This is a genomic window from Desulfoplanes sp. PS50, assembly GCF_053851535.1.
In genome coordinates this window covers 23151-41192 of record NZ_JBSPZA010000020.1, presented here as the reverse complement: position 1 = coordinate 41192, position 18042 = coordinate 23151, and the positions used below count along the sequence as shown (strand labels likewise).

The following is an 18042-nucleotide window of genomic DNA, read 5'->3' as shown; positions in this document are numbered from 1 at the left end:
CATGCAACGATCGACATCGAGACGGGCCACCAGGATGGCAGATCAGCTCATGCGTGAGCTGAGCAGAATCATGGTCGAAGAGTCCCAGGACCCTCGGCTGGATCTGGTCTCCATCACCGGCGTCCGTTTGAACAGGGACTTCAGCATCGCCGAAGTTCTCTATACGCACATAAAAGGCCGTGACGCCATCCCCGAGCTTGAAAAGGGATTTGTCAAGGCAACGGGATTTTTGCGTTCACGACTTGGCCAACGGCTCAAGATGCGTCGCATTCCCGAACTTCGGTTCACCTGGGATGATTTTTTGGAGGAGATGGTCTATGACCACATCGATGGACAGGATCACTGAGGTCCTCCAGACCGAGGACGACTTTCTGGTCACGTCGCATTACAACCCCGATGGGGATGCCGTCGGTTCCATGGCAGCCATGGGATGGATACTTGCCTCCCTGGGAAAAAGATTCCGGATGTACAACACGTCGGGGATCCCGGACCGGTATGCCTGGCTGACCATGCCCGGACCCATGGAAAAAGACCTGCCCGCGGACAAACCGAAATGGACCATTGTGCTCGATTGCGGTGAACCCAAACGGGTCGGCATGGATCTGGCCAAAAAGCTCGATAAGTCCGGGGTGATCAATATCGATCACCACAAGGGCAATCCTCTTTTCGGGCAGATCAACTGGATAGATACACAGATTTCATCAACCGGAGAAATGATCGCTGAAATCGCCCAGCATCTGGGGATTCCCCTTTCCGGAGACATGGGAGAGGCGATCTACCTCGCCCTTGTCAGCGATACCGGCTGGTTCAGCTACGGAAACACATCCTCCCAGACCATGGAGCTGGCTGCGGACATTATCCGGCAGGGTCTCCGGCCCGATCAGATCACCCCCAAGCTCAAGTACAATTGGACTGTCAACAAGATCCTGCTTATGGGCAGGGCCATGTCCCAAGCTCGATTCTATTCCCGGGGAAAGATCGGAGTCGTTTCGGCATCGAGCCAGGACTTTTCCCAGACAGGGGCCACCGGAGACGATACCGAAGGGCTCGTGGACATGATTCGCAACGTGCAGAGCGTTATCGTTTCCGTCAGCTTCCGGGAAGAGGAAAGCCGCAAGGTTAAATTCAGCATCAGATCGACCGGCGACGTGGACGTCCGGCAGGTGGCGGTTCGATTTGGCGGAGGCGGCCACATGAACGCCTCCGGTGGCGTCATCAATGCCTCGCTGGAATCGGCGGAACGTCAGATGGTCAAGACGATCCAGGATATCCTGGGCCTTGGGGACAACTAATTCCATGAAACCTGCCCAGCAGCACGGCATTCTGGTCCTGGACAAACCGAGTGGGCCGACTTCGGCCGCATGCCTCAACGCCATCAAGCACAAACTCGGCCAGAAAAAAATCGGACATGCCGGGACCCTCGATCCCATGGCCACAGGCGTACTTCTCGTTCTCCTCGGTCATGGAACCAAATTGGCCCCTTACCTGACCTCAGGCGTCAAAACCTACCTGGGCGAACTCAGATTGGGGCTGACCACAGACACCTATGACATCCAGGGTCGAATCATAGAAGAACATCCCTATGATCACCTGAGCGATAAAGAGGTTGAGGAGGAACTCCTTCTCTGGCAGTCATTGACTGAACAGGAGGTGCCGCCGGTCTCGGCAGCCAAGCATCAGGGAAAACCTCTTTACAAACTGCACAGGGAAGGTAAAGAGGTCCCTGTCAAGACGAAGTCCATCCATATTTCCCAGGTGGAGATCATTGCCATTGATCTCCCTCTGGTAGTTTTTCGGGTCACTTGCTCCCAAGGCACCTACATACGATCCCTGGCCCACAGCCTGGGGAAACGTCTAGGGTGCGGAGCGGCTCTTACGGGATTGAGGCGGGAACGCTGTCACCCCTTTGGCCTGGTCCAGGCCCACGTTCTTGATGACGTCGTGGATGATCCGTCGGGCTTTCCCGAACGCGTCATTCCGCTTGTCAAGGCTCTTCCCCACTGGCCGATCATGGTCGTGAATCATGAACAGGCCGCTGCGGTCAAGAACGGAACCTGGTTACCTGTCTGTCCGGAGGAACATCCCACGGAAGGCGACAAGCATATGCTCGTTGATCCCCAGGGCAAACCTCTTGCCCTGGTACAGGCGACAATGCGCGACGACTCCCTGTATTGGGCCATCCTGCGGGGACTCTGGTCATCCTGAAGGACGGCCTCCAGCCCAAAACCCCGCCATAACCGACCCGAATCGGCAAAGGCACACGAAACCATTCATTCTCATCGGAGGATACCGCTGTGGTCATGACCCCAGAAGAAAAAAACAAGATTATCGAAGAATTCAGCCACCACAAAGGCGACACCGGTTCACCGGAAGTCCAGGTGGCCCTGCTCACCAACCGGATTATCTACCTGACCGAGCATTTCAAATTCCACAAAAAGGATTTCCACTCCCGGACCGGGTTGCTCAAACTCGTAGGTAAGCGCCGCAAGCTTTTGAACTATCTCAAGAAAAAAGACATTCAGCGCTACCGCGATATCATCGCCCGATTGGGGCTGCGCAAGTAGACTCATGATCCGACAGGACAGAAGGCGACCCTTCTGTCCTGCTTTTTTGTGCTTTGTGTTTTGTGTTTGGTGTTTGGCCCGTGGTTCCAGGACAGTGCATCCTCTGGAGATACCGGCAAAACACTGAACAGTCGCAAGGAATGTGCAAAACACCAAGCCATCACCATAAGCTTTACCAAGGAATATCTATGTCACACGCATTTGAAACCACTACGGTTTCCATTCCCGTCAACGACGATACCCTGACCATCGAACAGGGCCGTGTCGCCCTGCAGGCCAACGGTTCCGTACTTGTCCGCTGCGGCGAAACAGCGGTCATGGTCACCGCCGTCACCCAGCCCATGGAGCGGACCGTCGACTTCATGCCCCTGACCGTCAATTATGTCGAAAAGATGTACGCTGCCGGCAAGATCCCTGGATCGTATTTCCGCCGGGAAATCGGCAGGCCCAGCGACCACGAGACCCTCATCTCCCGACTCATCGATCGGCCCATCCGGCCCCTGTTTCCCGACGGGTTCAGGGACGAAGTCCAGGTGATCGCCACGGTCATCTCGGCCGGTGACAAGCACGACCCGGATGTCCTTTCTCTGGTGGGCGCATCGGCCGCCATGCATATTTCGGACATCCCCTTTCTCGGCCCCATTGCCGGCGTGCGGGTCGGCTATGTGGATGGCGAATTCGTCCTCAATCCGACCTATGCCCAGCAGGAGCAAAGTACGCTCAACCTGCTCCTCGCCGGCACCCGTGACGCGGTGGTCATGGTCGAAGGTGGATCGAAATTTCTCAAGGAATCCCTTTTGGCCGAGGCCATCGCCTGGGGTCACAAGGCCCTGCAGCCGATGATCGATGCCCAGGAGGAACTCCGGTCCAAGGTCGGCAAGGAAAAACTCGAGGTGATTCCCCCCGAGTCCGATACCGAACTTGAAGAGATGGTCGCAGAAATCGCCAAGCAGGATCTTCAAAAGGCCCTGGCCATTCCCGCAAAGATGGAACGCTACGCCGCCAAGAGGCAGGTCAAAAAGAATACCATGGAAACCCTGGCCGATCGATTGGCAGAAACCCCGGAACGGCTGGCCAAGATTCCCGGTATCCTCCAGGACATGGAAAAAGCCATTGTCCGGGAACAGATCGTGACCACAAACACCCGTATCGACGGGCGGGACATGACCACGGTCAGGCCCCTGACCATGGAAGTGGGCCTGCTTCCCAGAGCCCATGGTTCGGCCATTTTCACCCGCGGAGAAACCAAGAGTCTGTGTACCGCCACCCTTGGCAGCAGCCGCGACGAACAGCGCATCGAGACCCTGACCGGAGAAATGGTCAAACCGTTCATGCTCCACTACAACTTCCCGCCCTTTTGTGTGGGTGAGGCCCGCATGCTTCGTGCTCCGGGTCGCCGGGAAATCGGTCATGGTGCCCTGTCCGAACGGGCCATCTCTCCGGTTCTGCCCTCGTTGGAAGATTTTCCCTATACCACCCGGGTCGTTTCGGAAATCCTTGAAAGCAACGGCTCCTCGTCCATGGCCTCGGTCTGTGGCGGAACATTGGCCCTTATGGATGCGGGTGTTCCCATCTCCGCTCCGGTTGCCGGCATCGCCATGGGACTGATCAAAGAGGGAGACGAGTACCGCATTCTGACCGATATTCTCGGGGACGAAGATCATCTCGGGGACATGGATTTCAAGGTCGCCGGAACCGCTGAAGGAGTCACCGCCATCCAGATGGACATCAAGATTGCGGGCATTCCTTCCGAGGTCATGGCCAGGGCCCTTGAACAGGCCCGTGAAGCCAGACTGCACATCCTTGAAGAGATGACCAGGCTCATTGCCAAACCCCGCACCGAACTTTCCACCTATGCCCCGCAGATGGAAATCGTGTACGTGGACACGAGCAAAATCCGTGACGTCATCGGTCCGGGCGGCAAGAACATCAAGGCCATCACCGCTGCTACCGAGGCATCCATCGACATCGAGGACTCGGGCAAGATCTCCATCTTCGCCTGCAATCAGGAAGCGTTGGACAGGGCCAAGGAAATGGTTCTCTTCTACGATCAGAAGGCCGAACCGGGCAAGGACTATGACGGCGTGGTCAAGAAGATCATGGATTTCGGTGCATTTGTCGAAATTCTCCCCGGACTTGAAGGCCTCTGTCATATCTCCCAGCTGGCCCGGGAACGGGTGGATCAGGTTGGAGACGTGGTCAGGGAAGGCGATCCCATCAAGGTCAAGGTCATCGAGGTCGATCCCAGCGGCAAGATCCGTCTGAGCCGCAAGGCCGTGCTCATGGAAGAGGCCGGAGAGACCTTCTCCATGGACGACGCCAAACGTCCCGGCGGCGGCGGTGGGAACAACCGCAGACGTCCCGGCGGCGGAGACAGGAACAACAACCGCAGACGCTAGATTTATTATTCCATAGCCGTCCTGCCCACTCCGACCAGACCGACATTCGAAACCAAAAAACCCTTCCAGCTCAAAGCCGGAAGGGTTTTTTGGTTCTGATGGCAGCATCAACGTTCTATCGTGTTCGAATCAGCGCAGCTGTTCTGGCTCAACCTCCCTGCACGAATAAAAGAAATGCAAAAAATCGAGCAGACGCATTCCACCTGTTCCTCCCAACTCTCTCCAATCTCTCACATCTCTAAAATTTCTCAAATTTCTCAAATTTCTAAAATCTCTAAAATTTCTAAAATTCCTCAAATTTCTCTCATTGCTTAACCCGGATAATTCCATCATCGCTTCATCTGATTGAGCATCTTCAGGATTTCATCTGAGGTGGTAACCACCTTGCCATTGGCCTGAAATCCCTTCTGGGTCAGGATCATTTCCACGAATTCCGTGGCCATGTCCACGTTGGACTGCTCCAGAGACTCAGAGGCAATCCCCCCCAGTCCGTCAAGGGCCTCACCCCCGACGTCGAATCGGACATTTCCGGTACCCGCGAGACCCAATTGCATCCCCCCGCATCCAGGTGTTTCCGAAAAGAGATTTCCTCCCTCACGGTGCAGCTCGAACCGATTGGTACAATCGGCCACAGCCAGGGCAAAAAGACTCCGGATCTGCCCATTGGAATACTGTCCGGTAAGTACGCCGTCTCGGTCCACGGAAATGGACATGAGACTGCCCTCGGGATACCCGTCCTGATCCTGTCGCAAGGTGGCCGAACCGGAGTCGAAACTGGTGGAGGAACTCGCGAATCGGCTCGAATCATTGACCATGTTCAGCATCCTTACGGCCGCAGCAGCATCCAGATCAGGGATGTCCGCAGCAGAGAGATCAGGATCAGGAACCTGCGGTGATCTGTCCTTGATCCCGAAATTCACTTCCATGCTCCCGAAATCCCCTTCCTCACCTTCAAACCGGGGAGAAAAAAAGAAATAGCCGTTGTCGGACATGGAGGCGGCCTTCCAATTGGAGAGATCGGCCAGATCGGCTCCTTCTCCCGGGGTGAATGCCGACTGATTGACAAGTTCCCCTGTGGCATTGAAGGTCATCGTACCCGTCATGAGCATTCCCGCCTTGGAACTTCCCTGGGCCACGGCCCGGGCATCCTCCGCGGGATCCGTAGTCAGCACGTATTCCCAGACCATGGATCCTGCCAATTCATCACCCTGACCGGGGGTGTACACGGGATCGAAATAGGCATTCACCGTATGGGCTTCCCCCGACTGGTCATAGATGGTCAACGGAGAGGTATAGGAATATTCTGCCGGATCAAGAGGATCAGCATTGCCAGCGTTCCACTCGCTGAACAGGGCAAAGGCGGGGCTTGTCCCTGCAGGCGGTTCACTCGCCTTGTTGGTGGCCTGGGAATCCAGATTGACCACCATTTCCATCCGCGTGGTTCGCTCGGGCGGGGATACAAAACCGCTCGCCTCACCGCCCGCATTCAACCGGACATCGGTCATGGCTGTAAAATCAATGGATTCTTCCAGTTCGGAGGCTCTATCGCCGTTTGCAGTGACTACTGAAGGATTCTTGTGGGTCACAACAGCATATCCCTGGACGATACCGCCTCCGGGTTCCTTGAGATACCCGTCCTTGTCAAACCGGAAGGCTCCGCTTCGCGTGTAGAACCGATCCTCACTCCCCTGCGGGGAAACCACGAAAAATCCGTTGCCGCCAATGGCCAGATCCGTGGATTCCGTTGCCGGAGCAAAGGTGCCCGGATTGAAGTCCGTGATCAGGTCAGAGAGTTGAACGCCCTTGCCTACCTGGGCCGTCCCGCCGCCCGTGACAACGGTATCGCTTATGACATCGGAAAAATGGATGGTCTCGCGCTTGTACCCGGTCGTACTCACGTTGGCGAGATTGTTACCGACAACGGACATTCCCTGGCCCAGGGCCTGGAGTCCTGTTGCCGCCGTATAGAGACTGGTTACCGCTGTCATGGTCGATGCTCCTTGTGATCCTGGGAAAAATATGCCGAGTTTGCTATCATACCATCTCCAAAAGCATGATCGATGCCAAAAAAGCAGGCCCCAGGGGATGGTTCCCAAGGGGCCTCATGCAAGCGTACGGCAATCGTGATCATTTTTTCTTGATGCTCCTCACCTCTTCGGGTGAATCATGCAGGCGGAGCCTGTAGGTCTCTATCTGTTGATCAGCGCGAACAGTAACCGAGATCTCGTCGATTCCCTTGTTCCCGGGCAGATACACATACCCTGTCCGGGTATAGGAGGGCGGAATGGGACTCTCCTTCCAGGCATATTGGGTCAATTCCTGCTTGATGGTCCGTTCGAGTTTGGCCTCGGCCTCGGGCAGGGATCCGGCGGCAAAGGCAGTCCCGCCCACAGCGGCTCCCATACCGGCTCCGGCAAGGACATTATCCCCTGTGAACATGGAAATGATCGCTCCAAGCCCGCCGCCAAGAGCCGCTCCGAGTCCACCGGACTTGAGGGCATTTTTCGCGGTCTGCTTGAAGGTTTCCGAGGCAAAGACCAGTCTGACAGCCTCGTTTGTGGAATAGGCCAGGTAATCGCCGTCGTCTCCCACACCCCGGATTTCTTCCACAAGCACGGTGGGATGGGCGTGGCCGATATTCTTGAACACCAGAAAAACCGGCTCCAGATCGGCCTTGCTGTAGTCGAGCCCCTGGCCGGAATGAACATAGCGAATGGCTGCAATATCCCAATCGGAAGTTTTCACGGCGCTATCCACGGTCGAGGGATCCACAACCTTTCGCGGCTGGGGAAGGGGATGGGTCGGGGTACAGGCAAAAACCGGGACCAGGACAAACAAGACCAATAGGGCAAAAAATCTATATTTCATGAGGATCGCCTTCTGGTTGGAAGAATACAAACACATATCAAGAGATCGTTGACAACACGATTATATCGTTTGAGTCCGCGGGTCAGGCTGCTGTTGGCAAATCGTTTGCCGGTTTCTTCGAGCAGACAAGGCACTCCTGTCTGCAGATCTTGAGATACTATGATCGCCGGGCCGCTTTCCAGTGAGAAACCGGGGTACTCTGTACAATTCCCTGATTGTCCATGGTAACGACGCCCTGCATCTCAAGCTCCTGCAAACTCTTTTCAAACATCTCGTGGCTGGAATTCCACTTGGTTAAAAGAATTTCCCGGGTCACCCTGCCAAGTGACTCCTCGAAATGATCGAGCAGAATGTACAGGGAAACCGCCTCTACAGAAAGACCCAACTCAAAAATCGAACGTTCCATCATCTCATCAACCTTCACTGGCGTGGATTTTCACGATTCGCAGCATACATCCCACAAATTACAATTCATTGATCGCAGCTGCGATAGTTTCCTGAACTTCAGATTCCAGATACGGGTGCATGGGCAGGCTGAAGATTCTCTCTCCGGCATCTTCACTCACCGGCATGGATCCCTTACTATACCCAAGCCCTGAAAAGGCCGTCTGGAGATGTAGGGGAATGGGATAGTACACTGCCGTGGGAATGCCCTGTTCGTTCAGATGGGTGCGCAGGGATTCGCGATGAGCCGCATCCCGGGCAAGAACCGAATACTGGGCCCAGACTGAACCATATCCTTCTGGAATCTTCGGAGTGAGAACATCTCCCTTGATGAGCTCGCCATATCTTCTGGCAACACGATTGCGGGCCACCACCTCGTCGGGAAAGACCTCGAACTTGGCCAGAAGCACGGCCGCCTGCAGGGAGTCGAGTCGTCCGTTGATCCCGATACGCACATTGTCGTACCGGTCCGTGCCCATACCATGTATCCTGATGGATGTCAGCTTTTCCCTGAGCGCATCGTCATTGGTAAAGCACATCCCCCCGTCCCCATAACATCCCAGGGGTTTGGCCGGAAAAAAAGAGGTACATCCGATATCCCCGAATCCACAGGCTTTGGAGGATCTGTTCTTGTACGTTGCCCCGAACGCCTGGGCCCCGTCCTCGATAATCCGCAGGTCATGGGCTTTGCACAGCGACTCGATCCGATCATAATCAGCAGCCAGCCCGAAAAGATCCACCGGGATGACAGCCCGGGGGGTCAGATGATCATACCCCTTGGGCAGGGGATAGATCGTCTCATCCCCGGCCTTGAGTGCAGCGATGGCCTGTTCAAGACATGCTGGATCGAGATTGAAGGTTACGGGATCGATATCCACGAACACCGGCGTGGCTCCGACCATGGCAATCTCTTCGGCCGTGGCGAAGAAGGTGAACGGCGAGGTGAAGACCGCATCACCCGGGCCGATATCCAGGGCCATCAGGGCCATGAGCAGGGCGTCACTTCCCGACGAACACCCGATGGCATGCCTGGAACCGATGTACTCTCCAAGCCGTTGTTCAAGCTCCTGTATTTCCGGCCCCATGATATAGGCCCCATGCTCCAGAACCCGGTCCATGTTTGCCCGGATTCTCTCTTCTATGAGCGCATACTGCGCTCTCAAGTCGACAAATGGCACGCTCATACACTCTGCCTTCTTATGCTGTTTTCTTGTTGTTTCGGACTGAATTCCTGACCGTTGACTGCGTGTCCTGCCCGCTGGAATCTGACTTCTGCGCTACTCCACCTTGCCGGCAAGCTGGATCTTCCGAAGGATAGTCGAGGCCACATCCAGGGCCCGCAGACCGTCTTCTCCGGTAACCGGGGTATGTTCGCCCTTGTCGATGGCGTTGGCAAACTGATCCAACTCGAATTCCATGGAATTGACTTCAGGCACCTCAGGCCGCTCATAGAGGACCTGCCGGGCCCGCTCACCCTCGCCGAGGGTGGCCACGGGCAACCCTTTTCCCCGGGAACCTTCCTCGCCGGCAAGTTGAAAAATCTCGGACTGTTTCTGGAGAAAATCGATGGAAATATACATGTTTTTCTGAAAGATGCGCATCTTGCGCATGGCCTTGACCGAAATCCGGCTGGTGGTGATATTGGCCACGGCCCCGTTGTCAAAGGTCAACCGCACGTTGGCGATATCTTCACTGTCCGAGACAACAGCCACCCCCGAGGCATCGATGGCAACCAGGGGACGATTCACCAGGGACAGGATGATGTCCAGATCATGGATCATCAGATCGAGGATCACGCTCACATCCGTTCCCCGCGGGTTGAAGGGGCTCAACCTGTGGGATTCAATGAACATGGGCTCGAACGTATACTCCTTGAGGGCCAGGACTGCCGGATTGAACCGTTCGATGTGCCCGACCTGCAATTTTTTCCCGGCCTCTTTAGCCATCTCCACGATCTGTCTGGCCTCGTCCACGGTAGCGGTGATCGGTTTTTCAAGAAAAATATGGCAATCGTGCTCCAGGGCCTTTTTGGCCACCTCGAAATGGTGCACAGTGGGCACGACAATGCTCACCGCGTCAACCCGGTCCAGAAGTTCCTCCATGGTCGTAAAAAAAGGAACCTGGACCTGGTCTGCAACTTTTTGACCTCTGGTTGGATCCGTATCGTACACGCCGACAAGATCGAGGGAGGTCATCTGTCTGGCCACCTTGGCATGGATCGCCCCCAGATGGCCGACTCCGATTATTCCATAGGCAAGTGCGCTCATGCTCAACTCCGTTAGTAACTTACTCAGAATATTCTGTAATAAAAAACAAGAAAATTCCGTAACCGCTTGAACTTAAAACTTAAAACCTAAAACTTAAAACTGCGGCTTGGCCGCATTAGATAACATATTCCATGATGATTCCAGCGGCCCGATGGGTTGGTCTGCCCGTACCCATCATTTCCGGAAGGACTTCGAGTTCTCTTCTGATCTGCTCGAGATGCCCGGGATGATCCAACCAGGATTGTCCCTGCGCGGCCATGGCCTCAAACGTGGCCGCGTGCTGGATGAATTCCGGAAAGACCTCTTTGCCCAGGATCAGGTTGGCCATGCCGATATAGGGAACCTGAATGAGCTTTCGGCCTATGAGATAACTCACACATGCCACCTTGTAGGCCAGCATGGTCGGAACCCCGAGGAGGGCGCATTCAAAGGTGGCCGTTCCGGAAGCGGCCATGACGAACGAACACCGTCGCAAGGCGTCATACCTGTCCGCTGACGAAACGATATCAACGGGAACCCGGCCGGGCCATACCTCCCGGATCATCACGGTCGCCACATGGGGCGCCCTGACCAGGGTAAACCCGAGATCAGGATCCCTGCCGTAAAGCAGGGAGGCGGCTTTGGCGAAAACCGGAAGCAGGGAGACCACTTCCTTGTGCCGACTCCCGGGCAAAATACCTATTCGTTTGGGCTCGGGACGAATCTGTCTGCGGGTCCCAAGATCCATGGTTTCGAGCAGGGGATGTCCCACAAAGGTCGCATCCAGTCCGCGATCCTGAAAAAAGGGTTCTTCAAAGGGAAAGATGCATACCAGCCGGTCCACATATTTCTTGAGAAACGCGACCCGGCCCTGCCGCCAGGCCCACACCTGGGGGGTGATATAATAGATGACCGGGATGGAAAGCTTTTTGGCCATTTTGGCCACCCGAAAATTGAAATCCGGGGAATCGATGAGGACCACCACCGAAGGACGCTCCTTTTCAAGCATCCGGCGCATCCGGGAAAACAACCCCAGAATTCTCGGCAGATGACCGATGACCTCGGTGAGTCCCATGACCGACAGGGCCTCGGAATGAATCAAGGCGTTGAATCCCTGTTCACGCATGCAGGCTCCGCCCATGCCCGCACAGACAATGTCCGGATCGATTTGGTGCAAAGCCTCCACGAGCATGGCCCCGTAAATATCCCCGGATGCCTCTCCCGCACAGATCCAGACCTTTTTGGATGGCCTTGTATGATCCTGATTGCTCATGAATCTCCCGGCAGTAATGCGTGCTGATCAATAAAGGACTGCTCCTTACCCTTCAAACAGGGGCAAGGCAATGATCAGATTGGTGCCCCAGGGCTGATTCGTTCTCATTGCGGCTTGACAGAAACCCGGACCCAAGGACATTTATAGATCCCGCACACCCCATTCATGACCAAGGAGGTTTTCATCATGATCGATTTATTACGCAGCCGCCGAAGCATCCGGGTGTTCGAGGATCGACCCATTGATCCATCCATCATTGACACCCTCAAGGAGGCGGTCCTTCGTTCCCCGTCTTCCCGGAGTCTGAACCCCTGGCATTTTGTATTTATCACGGACGCATCCCTGCTCACCACCCTCTCGGCGTGCAAACCTCATGGATCCGCCTTTTTGAAAAACGCTCCCCTTGGGGTTGTCGTGTGCGCGGCCCCCTCTGTCTGCGATGTCTGGGTCGAGGACACCTCCATCGCCTCGATCATTCTGCATCTGACAGCCCACAGTCTGGGCCTGGGAAGTTGCTGGATCCAGATTCGCAAACGGGTGCACTCCGATGAAACAGGGGCAGGTGACTACGTCAAACAGACCCTCGATCTGGACGATCATCTGGAGGTGGAATCGATCATTGCCATGGGCTACCCTTCGGGCACTGTTTCGGGTCATCCCACAAGCAACCTGCTCTGGGATCGGATCATTGAAAAATAACACTCACCGGTGTATCGCGACGACCGCCGAGGACAGGCTGATTCGTATCTCCTGAACCCTGATTTTCCTACTCTAGTCCACCGTACGGTTTAAAACTTCGGATAAAGACGCTTCAGTTTAAAGGGTTGTCCTTGACCGTGAAAAGCCCGTGCACTTAGGTTCGCAGGTTTTGTTGTAAATACTAAGAATTAGGATTTAGTGTGTACTAGTATCTTACTCACAATGTTCTGTTGTAAAAAACAAGAAAAATTTATACTCGTTTGAACTTAAAACCTAAAACCTAAAACTTAAAACTTCAAACTGCGGCTTGGCCGCATGAGTATACTATCAAGGAACAACGCATGACATCACCAGCATCTCCATCTTCTTCCCATTTTATCCGCGCCATCATCGACAAGGATCTCGCCCTTGGCAAACATACGCATATTGTGACCCGGTTTCCTCCCGAACCCAACGGCTACCTGCATATCGGCCATGCCAAATCCATCTGTCTCAATTTCGGCCTGGCCGAGTCCTACCAGGGAAGCCATTGCAACCTCCGTTTCGATGACAGCAATCCGGCCAAGGAAGAACAAAAATACATCGACGCGATCAGCCGCGATGTCTCCTGGCTGGGTTTTTCCTGGGGAAAAGCACCTTGTTATGCCTCGGATTATTTCGAAACCCTGTATGCATACGCTGTCGAATTGATCGAAAAGGATCTCGCCTATGTCTGCGAACTTCCGGCCGAAGCCATCCGGACCTACCGGGGAACACTGACCGAGCCCGGCAGGGAAAGTCCCTTTAGAAACCGTACCGTAGAGGAAAACCTGAATCTGTTTGCCCGGATGCGTCAGGGAGAATTCGAGGAAGGCACCCATGTCCTGCGGGCCAAAATCGACATGGCCTCCCCGAACATAAACATGCGCGACCCGGTCATTTACCGAATCGTCAAGGTCCGCCACCCCCGAACCGGGGATGCGTGGTGCATCTATCCCATGTACGATTTCGCCCACTGCATTTCCGACGCCCTGGAGGGTATCACCCACTCCCTGTGCACCCTTGAATTCGCCGACCACAAGCCTCTGTATGACTGGATTCTCGAACATGTCAGCGGTCCATGTCATCCCGAGCAGATCGAATTCGCCCGGCTGAACATCAACTATACCGTGACCAGCAAGCGGAAACTTCTGGAACTTGTCCGGGAAGGATTGGTACAGGGATGGGACGATCCCCGCATGCCGACCATTTCCGGGATGCGGAGACGCGGATTTCCCCCTGAGGCCATCCGGGATTTCTGTGAACGCATCGGGGTCAGCCGCAAGGAGAGCTGTGTGGACATGGGCCTGCTGGAAAGCTGTGTGCGTGACGCCCTCAATGCATCAGCCCCCAGGACCATGGCCGTGCTCAAGCCCCTCAAGGTGGTCATCACCGACTATGCGGTGGACAAGGAAGAGATCTTCGAACTTCCCGTCCATCCCAAAAACCAGGAGATGGGAACCCGATCCGTGCCGTTTTGCCGTGAACTCTATATCGAAGCGGACGATTTTCTCGAAAACCCGCCCAAAAAATTCTTCCGGCTCAGTCCGGGTCGCGAGGTCCGTTTGCGCGGGGCCTATCTGGTCACCTGCACCGAGGTGATCAAAGATCCGTCCACCGGTGCGATCACGGAGGTCCATTGCACCCACGATCCGGCCAGCCGCGGCGGTGACGCCCCTGACGGCCGCAAGGTCAAGGGAACCCTGCACTGGGTTTCGGCCCGCCATGCCATGGACATCGAGGTCAGGCTGTACGACCGGCTTTTTTCCGTTCCCTTTCCCACTGCTGACAAGGAAAAAGACTTCAAAGAATTCCTCAATCAGGACTCCCTGCGTATCCTGACGGGATGTAAGGGTGACCCCGACCTTGCCGAAAGTCTGCCCGAGCAGGGATTCCAATTCGAACGGCAGGGATTTTTCTGCCGGGACAGCCAGAATAACGAACAGAACATTCCTATTTTCAACAGAACGGTCACCTTAAGGGATTCCTGGGCCAAAAAGAAATGATGTAAGACGTCTGCCCCGATCAACCTCCACGGAGGAGCATCCATGGATATTCAAATCTTTTATTGTACGGTGTGAAATTACTACCCCAAGGCCGCCGGTCTGGCGGAAGAACTGAAAAGCAGGTTCGGCTGCAAGGTTACACTGACTCCGGGGCAGACCGGAGACTTTGAGGTCTTTAAAGATGGAACCATCATCTATTCCAAGCGCAAGACCGGCAAGATCCCACCTCCCCAAACCATCTTGAATCTGCTCGATTGAGGATACAGCAATCACCATGACACGCCACCAATCTTCCCCGTCTCGCATGGATATCGCCGCACAAGCCCCTGACTGGGACGAGGAGCTCTTTGTCCTCAATTACGCCACCCGGTTGTTTCTGGCCATTACCGACAAGAAGGCCCTTATCCAGACGGCCCTGGAAACCTTTGCCGACTTCTCCCGCACGCAGCAGGTTGGAATCATGCTGGTGGACGAAAGCAGGCTCGAACTCACCGAGGCGGGGTTCTATGAGCAGGGAATGACCACCTTTCCCGGCAGAACCTTTCATCTTGAAAAAAATTCCCCGGAGCACGAGCTCATCCTGTCGCACGAAATACAAAGGTGTCCCGAGGACTTGAAATTCTTTCCCCGGATCGAACATACATCCTCCGAACAGGATCATTGCCTGTGCATCCCGGTAGCCTGCTCATCCAAGGCAATCAGGGCCCTGATCATCCTGACCATCAGCGAGCAACCTCCGGATTTCGAGACATTGCAGCGTCTCAGGGTGTTATCCTCGGTTTTAGCTCTCTCCCTGGAGAATATGCTTCTTTTTGAAATGGCGGTTTTCGATGGGCTGACCAAGGTCCATGTGCGCAGATATTTTGAAATCAGGGCCAACGAAGAGATGGCCAAGATGAAGCGTACTCCCCAGTACCTCGGGATCATCCTCATGGACATCGATGATTTCAAAGCGGTCAATGACTGCTTCGGCCATCTGGTCGGGGATCATGTTCTCATCGAGTTTGCCGGGACAATTTCCCAGGGGCTGCGGCAGAACATCGACATCGTCTGTCGGTATGGAGGGGATGAATTCGTGATCCTCCTTCCCCAAACAGATCCCAGGGAAACCAAAACCGTTGCCCAACGCATCCTGGACAGAGTGAACAGCCACTCCTTTGCAGCGCTGCCACCGGGTCATGACCTATCCTTTTCAGCCGGCGCCATCTGTATTGGACCGGATGAGCACATCCCTCTCCAGTCGCTGATCCACCGGGTGGACACCTTGCTCTATATGGGTAAAAAAAGTGGGGGAAATACCGTTGTCACAGCCTGGGAGGACCAGCCCGCGGAGTTGAAACCATGCTAAACGAGGTGTCCCCGCATCCAATCAGATAATCAGATTGGATGCGGGGACACCTCGCTTGAACGGGATTACTTGGGAAGGGAAAAGGCGACAGTCAGGACATTCGAGCCGTCCAGACGTTCATAGGCAAGGGAGTCGACCATGTGTTTGACCAGGTGGATCCCGAGTCCGCCAATCCGGCGCTGATCGATATCCTGAGAGGTATCCACATCGTCTCGGGCAAGAGGATCAAAGGCTACCCCCTGATCCCTGATGGCAAAAATCAGATTCCCGTCATCAAGATGGCAATGCAGGGTCACCTGTCCGGGAGTATCTTCGGGATAGGCGTAATTGAAAACATTGACCAGCAGCTCTTCGAGAACGAGTTCGACCTTGCCTGCAAGGGTATCCGGCCCGCCAAAACGGGTGACACATGAGACGGCAAATTTCTGGAGAATTTCCAGGGAGGAGATGTCGGCCGTGACGGTCAGAAAATCACAGGAAGCGTCATCCGAGTTTGGTGAGCGCATCGTCCTGGCTCTCCCCTACTGGAAAGATCGAACTGAACCCGGACATCTTGAACACCTCACTGACCATGCCGGAAAGATCATAAAAGGCCAGTCCACCGCCAAGCGACTTGAGTTTCTTGCCGATGAGCAGAACACTGCGCAAGCCAGCACTGCTTATGTATTCCACCTGAGCCATTTCCACACAGATACGTTTGTTTCCCCCATCGATGATGGCGGTGCACTCCTTTTCAAATTCCGGAGCGGTGACAGCATCCATCCGACCACTCACTTTGAGAATCACGGCATTTTCCGTTTTAATCTGCTCAAATTCCATCTTTCACCTCGGTCCCCTTTGCAAATGCACGCAGAGCGCAGGGATAGGAGTTGTATGTCGACGAATAGTTACATCTGTAAAACATATCCGGACTAACTAGCACAAAGGTATCACGCACCACAAGAATTTCCTGGCCGGCCTCCGAAACAGAATCAGAAAAGGATGTCCACCTGTTCGGACTCCTCGCCCGGACGGTCGGCAATTTCACCGATCACCCAGGCATCCTGATCAAGGGCCCGCAACCGGGACATGACATCTTCCTCGATATCCGGGCTGATGATCAAAATATAACCGATTCCGGAATTGAAAATCTGGAGCATTTCCTCCCAGGAAAGATCACCCTGTTTCCTGAGCCAGGAAAAAACAGGGGGTATATCCCAGGTGCCAAATCGGATGGATGCCATGAGCGAGGAGGGAAGCACACGGGGGATATTGTCGTAGAAGCCGCCGCCCGTGACATGAACCATTCCCCGGATCTCGAGATCGCGCAGGAGATTGCACACGGTCTTGACATAGATCGTGGTCGGTTCGAGGAGTACCTCGGCGACGGTCTTGTCCGTGCCGGGAAAGGGTTCAGAGGCCTCAAGACCACTTTCCTTGTAGATCTTGCGGACCAGGGAATAGCCATTGGAATGGATTCCGGAAGAGGCCAGCCCAATGATCTTGTCCCCGACACGAATCCCATTGCCGTCGACAATGCGATCATTGTCCACGATGCCCACACAGAACCCGGAAAGATCATACTCCCCCGGGGCATAGAAGTCGGGCATCTCGGCGGTTTCTCCCCCCAAAAGGGCACATTCGGCCTGGCTGCATCCTTTGGCTATGCCCTTGAGTGCATCGTGGGCCTTTTGTTGATCGAGTTTGCCGGTTGCGAAATAATCCAGAAAAAAAAGCGGCTTGGCGCCCTGAACCAGAATATCGTTCACACTCATGGCCACCAGGTCGATACCAATGGTGGCATGCCGATCGAACATAAAGGCGAGCTTCAACTTGGTTCCAACTCCATCGGTGGATGCGACCAGCACCGGCTCGCGCAGATTGTGCAGATCCGGTTTGAAGAGTCCGCCAAATCCGCCGATATCCGTGATCACCCCTTTGGTAAAGGTCCCTGAAACCATGGCCTTGATACTGGAAACAAAGGCGTTTCCTGCATCAATATCCACCCCGGCCGCCTTATAGGCCTTGTCGCGTTGCTGCATAGCCATCTTTCTCCTTTGTTGCTCCAACCTGGCTTGAAAATTCTTCCCGGATGACAATGCATCCAATGGCGGGTATCTTCCAACCAATTTGAAGATTTTCATCCTGAAAATCTCCTGCCCGCACGGTTTGACCAGACAAACGGCTCATCCATACCC

Annotated in this window: 17 protein-coding genes and 1 pseudogene; 9 read left to right on the top strand and 9 right to left on the bottom strand. The window is 54.8% G+C overall.

Features of this window, described 5'->3' with window-relative positions:
- The first annotated feature begins 1 nt into the window (after position 1).
- The 5 genes from rbfA to pnp all read left to right on the top strand — a co-directional run bounded on the left by rbfA (position 2) and on the right by pnp (position 4963).
- Positions 2 to 346, top strand: coding sequence for a 30S ribosome-binding factor RbfA (gene rbfA / locus ACTVJH_RS10025; protein ID WP_455989957.1), 345 nt, complete (start codon positions 2 to 4; stop codon positions 344 to 346).
- A complete protein-coding gene (locus tag ACTVJH_RS10020; protein ID WP_455989955.1) occupies positions 318 to 1292 on the top strand; it encodes a DHH family phosphoesterase in 975 nt (324 codons plus the stop codon). The genes rbfA and ACTVJH_RS10020 overlap by 29 nt, the downstream gene beginning before the upstream one ends.
- Positions 1293 to 1296: 4 nt before the next feature.
- Positions 1297 to 2205 (top strand): tRNA pseudouridine(55) synthase TruB, encoded by a 909-nt coding sequence (truB, locus tag ACTVJH_RS10015; protein WP_455989953.1) that lies wholly within the window; start codon positions 1297 to 1299, stop codon positions 2203 to 2205.
- 89 nt (positions 2206 to 2294) lie between these two features.
- Complete coding sequence (gene rpsO, locus ACTVJH_RS10010) at positions 2295 to 2564, top strand: 30S ribosomal protein S15 (RefSeq protein ID WP_455989951.1); 270 nt, start codon at positions 2295 to 2297, stop codon at positions 2562 to 2564.
- 188 nt (positions 2565 to 2752) lie between these two features.
- Positions 2753 to 4963: a polyribonucleotide nucleotidyltransferase gene (gene pnp / locus ACTVJH_RS10005; RefSeq protein ID WP_455989949.1), complete on the top strand. Its 2211-nt coding sequence runs from the start codon at positions 2753 to 2755 to the stop codon at positions 4961 to 4963.
- A gap of 329 nt (positions 4964 to 5292) precedes the next feature.
- Here pnp and ACTVJH_RS10000 read toward each other — a convergent pair whose 3' ends face one another.
- The 6 genes from ACTVJH_RS10000 to lpxB all read right to left on the bottom strand — a co-directional run bounded on the left by ACTVJH_RS10000 (position 5293) and on the right by lpxB (position 11794).
- Positions 5293 to 6951 (bottom strand): flagellar hook protein FlgE, encoded by a 1659-nt coding sequence (locus tag ACTVJH_RS10000; protein WP_455989947.1) that lies wholly within the window; start codon positions 6949 to 6951, stop codon positions 5293 to 5295.
- 139 nt (positions 6952 to 7090) lie between these two features.
- Entirely contained in the window at positions 7091 to 7831 is a 741-nt protein-coding gene (locus ACTVJH_RS09995) for a hypothetical protein (RefSeq protein ID WP_455989945.1), read from the bottom strand.
- Between the two features lie 157 nt (positions 7832 to 7988).
- Positions 7989 to 8240, bottom strand: a complete 252-nt coding sequence (locus ACTVJH_RS09990) for a hypothetical protein (RefSeq protein ID WP_455989943.1) — start codon at positions 8238 to 8240, stop codon at positions 7989 to 7991.
- A gap of 55 nt (positions 8241 to 8295) precedes the next feature.
- Entirely contained in the window at positions 8296 to 9459 is a 1164-nt protein-coding gene (locus ACTVJH_RS09985; RefSeq protein WP_455989941.1) for a DegT/DnrJ/EryC1/StrS family aminotransferase, read from the bottom strand.
- Between the two features lie 93 nt (positions 9460 to 9552).
- The gene (locus tag ACTVJH_RS09980; protein WP_455989939.1) at positions 9553 to 10542 is read right to left on the bottom strand and encodes a Gfo/Idh/MocA family protein; all 990 of its coding nucleotides are present in this window, start codon (positions 10540 to 10542) and stop codon (positions 9553 to 9555) included.
- 115 nt (positions 10543 to 10657) lie between these two features.
- Positions 10658 to 11794, bottom strand: coding sequence for a lipid-A-disaccharide synthase (gene lpxB / locus ACTVJH_RS09975; protein WP_455989937.1), 1137 nt, complete (start codon positions 11792 to 11794; stop codon positions 10658 to 10660).
- 186 nt (positions 11795 to 11980) lie between these two features.
- On the opposite strand from lpxB, the gene ACTVJH_RS09970 reads away from it, so the two are divergent.
- From ACTVJH_RS09970 to ACTVJH_RS09955, 4 genes and pseudogenes are all read left to right on the top strand, one after another.
- Positions 11981 to 12493: a nitroreductase family protein gene (locus tag ACTVJH_RS09970; protein WP_455989935.1), complete on the top strand. Its 513-nt coding sequence runs from the start codon at positions 11981 to 11983 to the stop codon at positions 12491 to 12493.
- Positions 12494 to 12834: 341 nt separating this feature from the next.
- The gene (locus ACTVJH_RS09965) at positions 12835 to 14517 is read left to right on the top strand and encodes a glutamine--tRNA ligase/YqeY domain fusion protein (protein WP_455989933.1); all 1683 of its coding nucleotides are present in this window, start codon (positions 12835 to 12837) and stop codon (positions 14515 to 14517) included.
- 87 nt (positions 14518 to 14604) lie between these two features.
- Positions 14605 to 14775, top strand: a pseudogene (locus ACTVJH_RS09960) (Rdx family protein); the annotation flags it as partial.
- A gap of 16 nt (positions 14776 to 14791) precedes the next feature.
- On the top strand, positions 14792 to 15865 hold the full coding sequence (locus tag ACTVJH_RS09955; protein WP_455989931.1) for a GGDEF domain-containing protein: 1074 nt from the start codon (positions 14792 to 14794) through the stop codon (positions 15863 to 15865).
- 65 nt (positions 15866 to 15930) lie between these two features.
- On the opposite strand, the gene ACTVJH_RS09950 is transcribed toward ACTVJH_RS09955, so the two are convergent.
- From ACTVJH_RS09950 to purM, 3 genes are all read right to left on the bottom strand, one after another.
- Positions 15931 to 16371 carry an ATP-binding protein gene (locus ACTVJH_RS09950; protein WP_455989929.1) on the bottom strand — a complete coding sequence of 147 codons (441 nt, stop codon included), beginning with the start codon at positions 16369 to 16371 and terminating at the stop codon, positions 15931 to 15933.
- Positions 16349 to 16684, bottom strand: coding sequence for an STAS domain-containing protein (locus ACTVJH_RS09945; RefSeq protein WP_455989927.1), 336 nt, complete (start codon positions 16682 to 16684; stop codon positions 16349 to 16351). The genes ACTVJH_RS09950 and ACTVJH_RS09945 overlap by 23 nt, the downstream gene beginning before the upstream one ends.
- A 152-nt stretch (positions 16685 to 16836) precedes the next feature.
- Entirely contained in the window at positions 16837 to 17886 is a 1050-nt protein-coding gene (purM, locus tag ACTVJH_RS09940) for a phosphoribosylformylglycinamidine cyclo-ligase (protein WP_455990015.1), read from the bottom strand.
- Positions 17887 to 18042: the final 156 nt, after the last annotated feature.

Excerpts from the sequence above, each read along its gene's own strand:
- purM (WP_455990015.1), bottom strand. The coding sequence starts at position 17,886 with ATGCAGCAACGCGACAAGGCCTATAAGGCGGCCGGGGTGGATATTGAT.
- ACTVJH_RS09990 (WP_455989943.1), bottom strand. The coding sequence starts at position 8,240 with ATGATGGAACGTTCGATTTTTGAGTTGGGTCTTTCTGTAGAGGCGGTT.
- ACTVJH_RS09995 (WP_455989945.1), bottom strand. The coding sequence starts at position 7,831 with ATGAAATATAGATTTTTTGCCCTATTGGTCTTGTTTGTCCTGGTCCCG.
- ACTVJH_RS09965 (WP_455989933.1), top strand. The coding sequence starts at position 12,835 with ATGACATCACCAGCATCTCCATCTTCTTCCCATTTTATCCGCGCCATC.
- ACTVJH_RS09950 (WP_455989929.1), bottom strand. The coding sequence starts at position 16,371 with ATGCGCTCACCAAACTCGGATGACGCTTCCTGTGATTTTCTGACCGTC.
- pnp (WP_455989949.1), top strand. The coding sequence starts at position 2,753 with ATGTCACACGCATTTGAAACCACTACGGTTTCCATTCCCGTCAACGAC.
- ACTVJH_RS09945 (WP_455989927.1), bottom strand. The coding sequence starts at position 16,684 with ATGGAATTTGAGCAGATTAAAACGGAAAATGCCGTGATTCTCAAAGTG.
- rbfA (WP_455989957.1), top strand. The coding sequence starts at position 2 with ATGCAACGATCGACATCGAGACGGGCCACCAGGATGGCAGATCAGCTC.
- ACTVJH_RS10000 (WP_455989947.1), bottom strand. The coding sequence starts at position 6,951 with ATGACAGCGGTAACCAGTCTCTATACGGCGGCAACAGGACTCCAGGCC.
- ACTVJH_RS09955 (WP_455989931.1), top strand. The coding sequence starts at position 14,792 with ATGACACGCCACCAATCTTCCCCGTCTCGCATGGATATCGCCGCACAA.
- ACTVJH_RS09985 (WP_455989941.1), bottom strand. The coding sequence starts at position 9,459 with ATGAGCGTGCCATTTGTCGACTTGAGAGCGCAGTATGCGCTCATAGAA.
- ACTVJH_RS09980 (WP_455989939.1), bottom strand. The coding sequence starts at position 10,542 with ATGAGCGCACTTGCCTATGGAATAATCGGAGTCGGCCATCTGGGGGCG.
- truB (WP_455989953.1), top strand. The coding sequence starts at position 1,297 with ATGAAACCTGCCCAGCAGCACGGCATTCTGGTCCTGGACAAACCGAGT.
- ACTVJH_RS10020 (WP_455989955.1), top strand. The coding sequence starts at position 318 with ATGACCACATCGATGGACAGGATCACTGAGGTCCTCCAGACCGAGGAC.
- ACTVJH_RS09970 (WP_455989935.1), top strand. The coding sequence starts at position 11,981 with ATGATCGATTTATTACGCAGCCGCCGAAGCATCCGGGTGTTCGAGGAT.
- lpxB (WP_455989937.1), bottom strand. The coding sequence starts at position 11,794 with ATGAGCAATCAGGATCATACAAGGCCATCCAAAAAGGTCTGGATCTGT.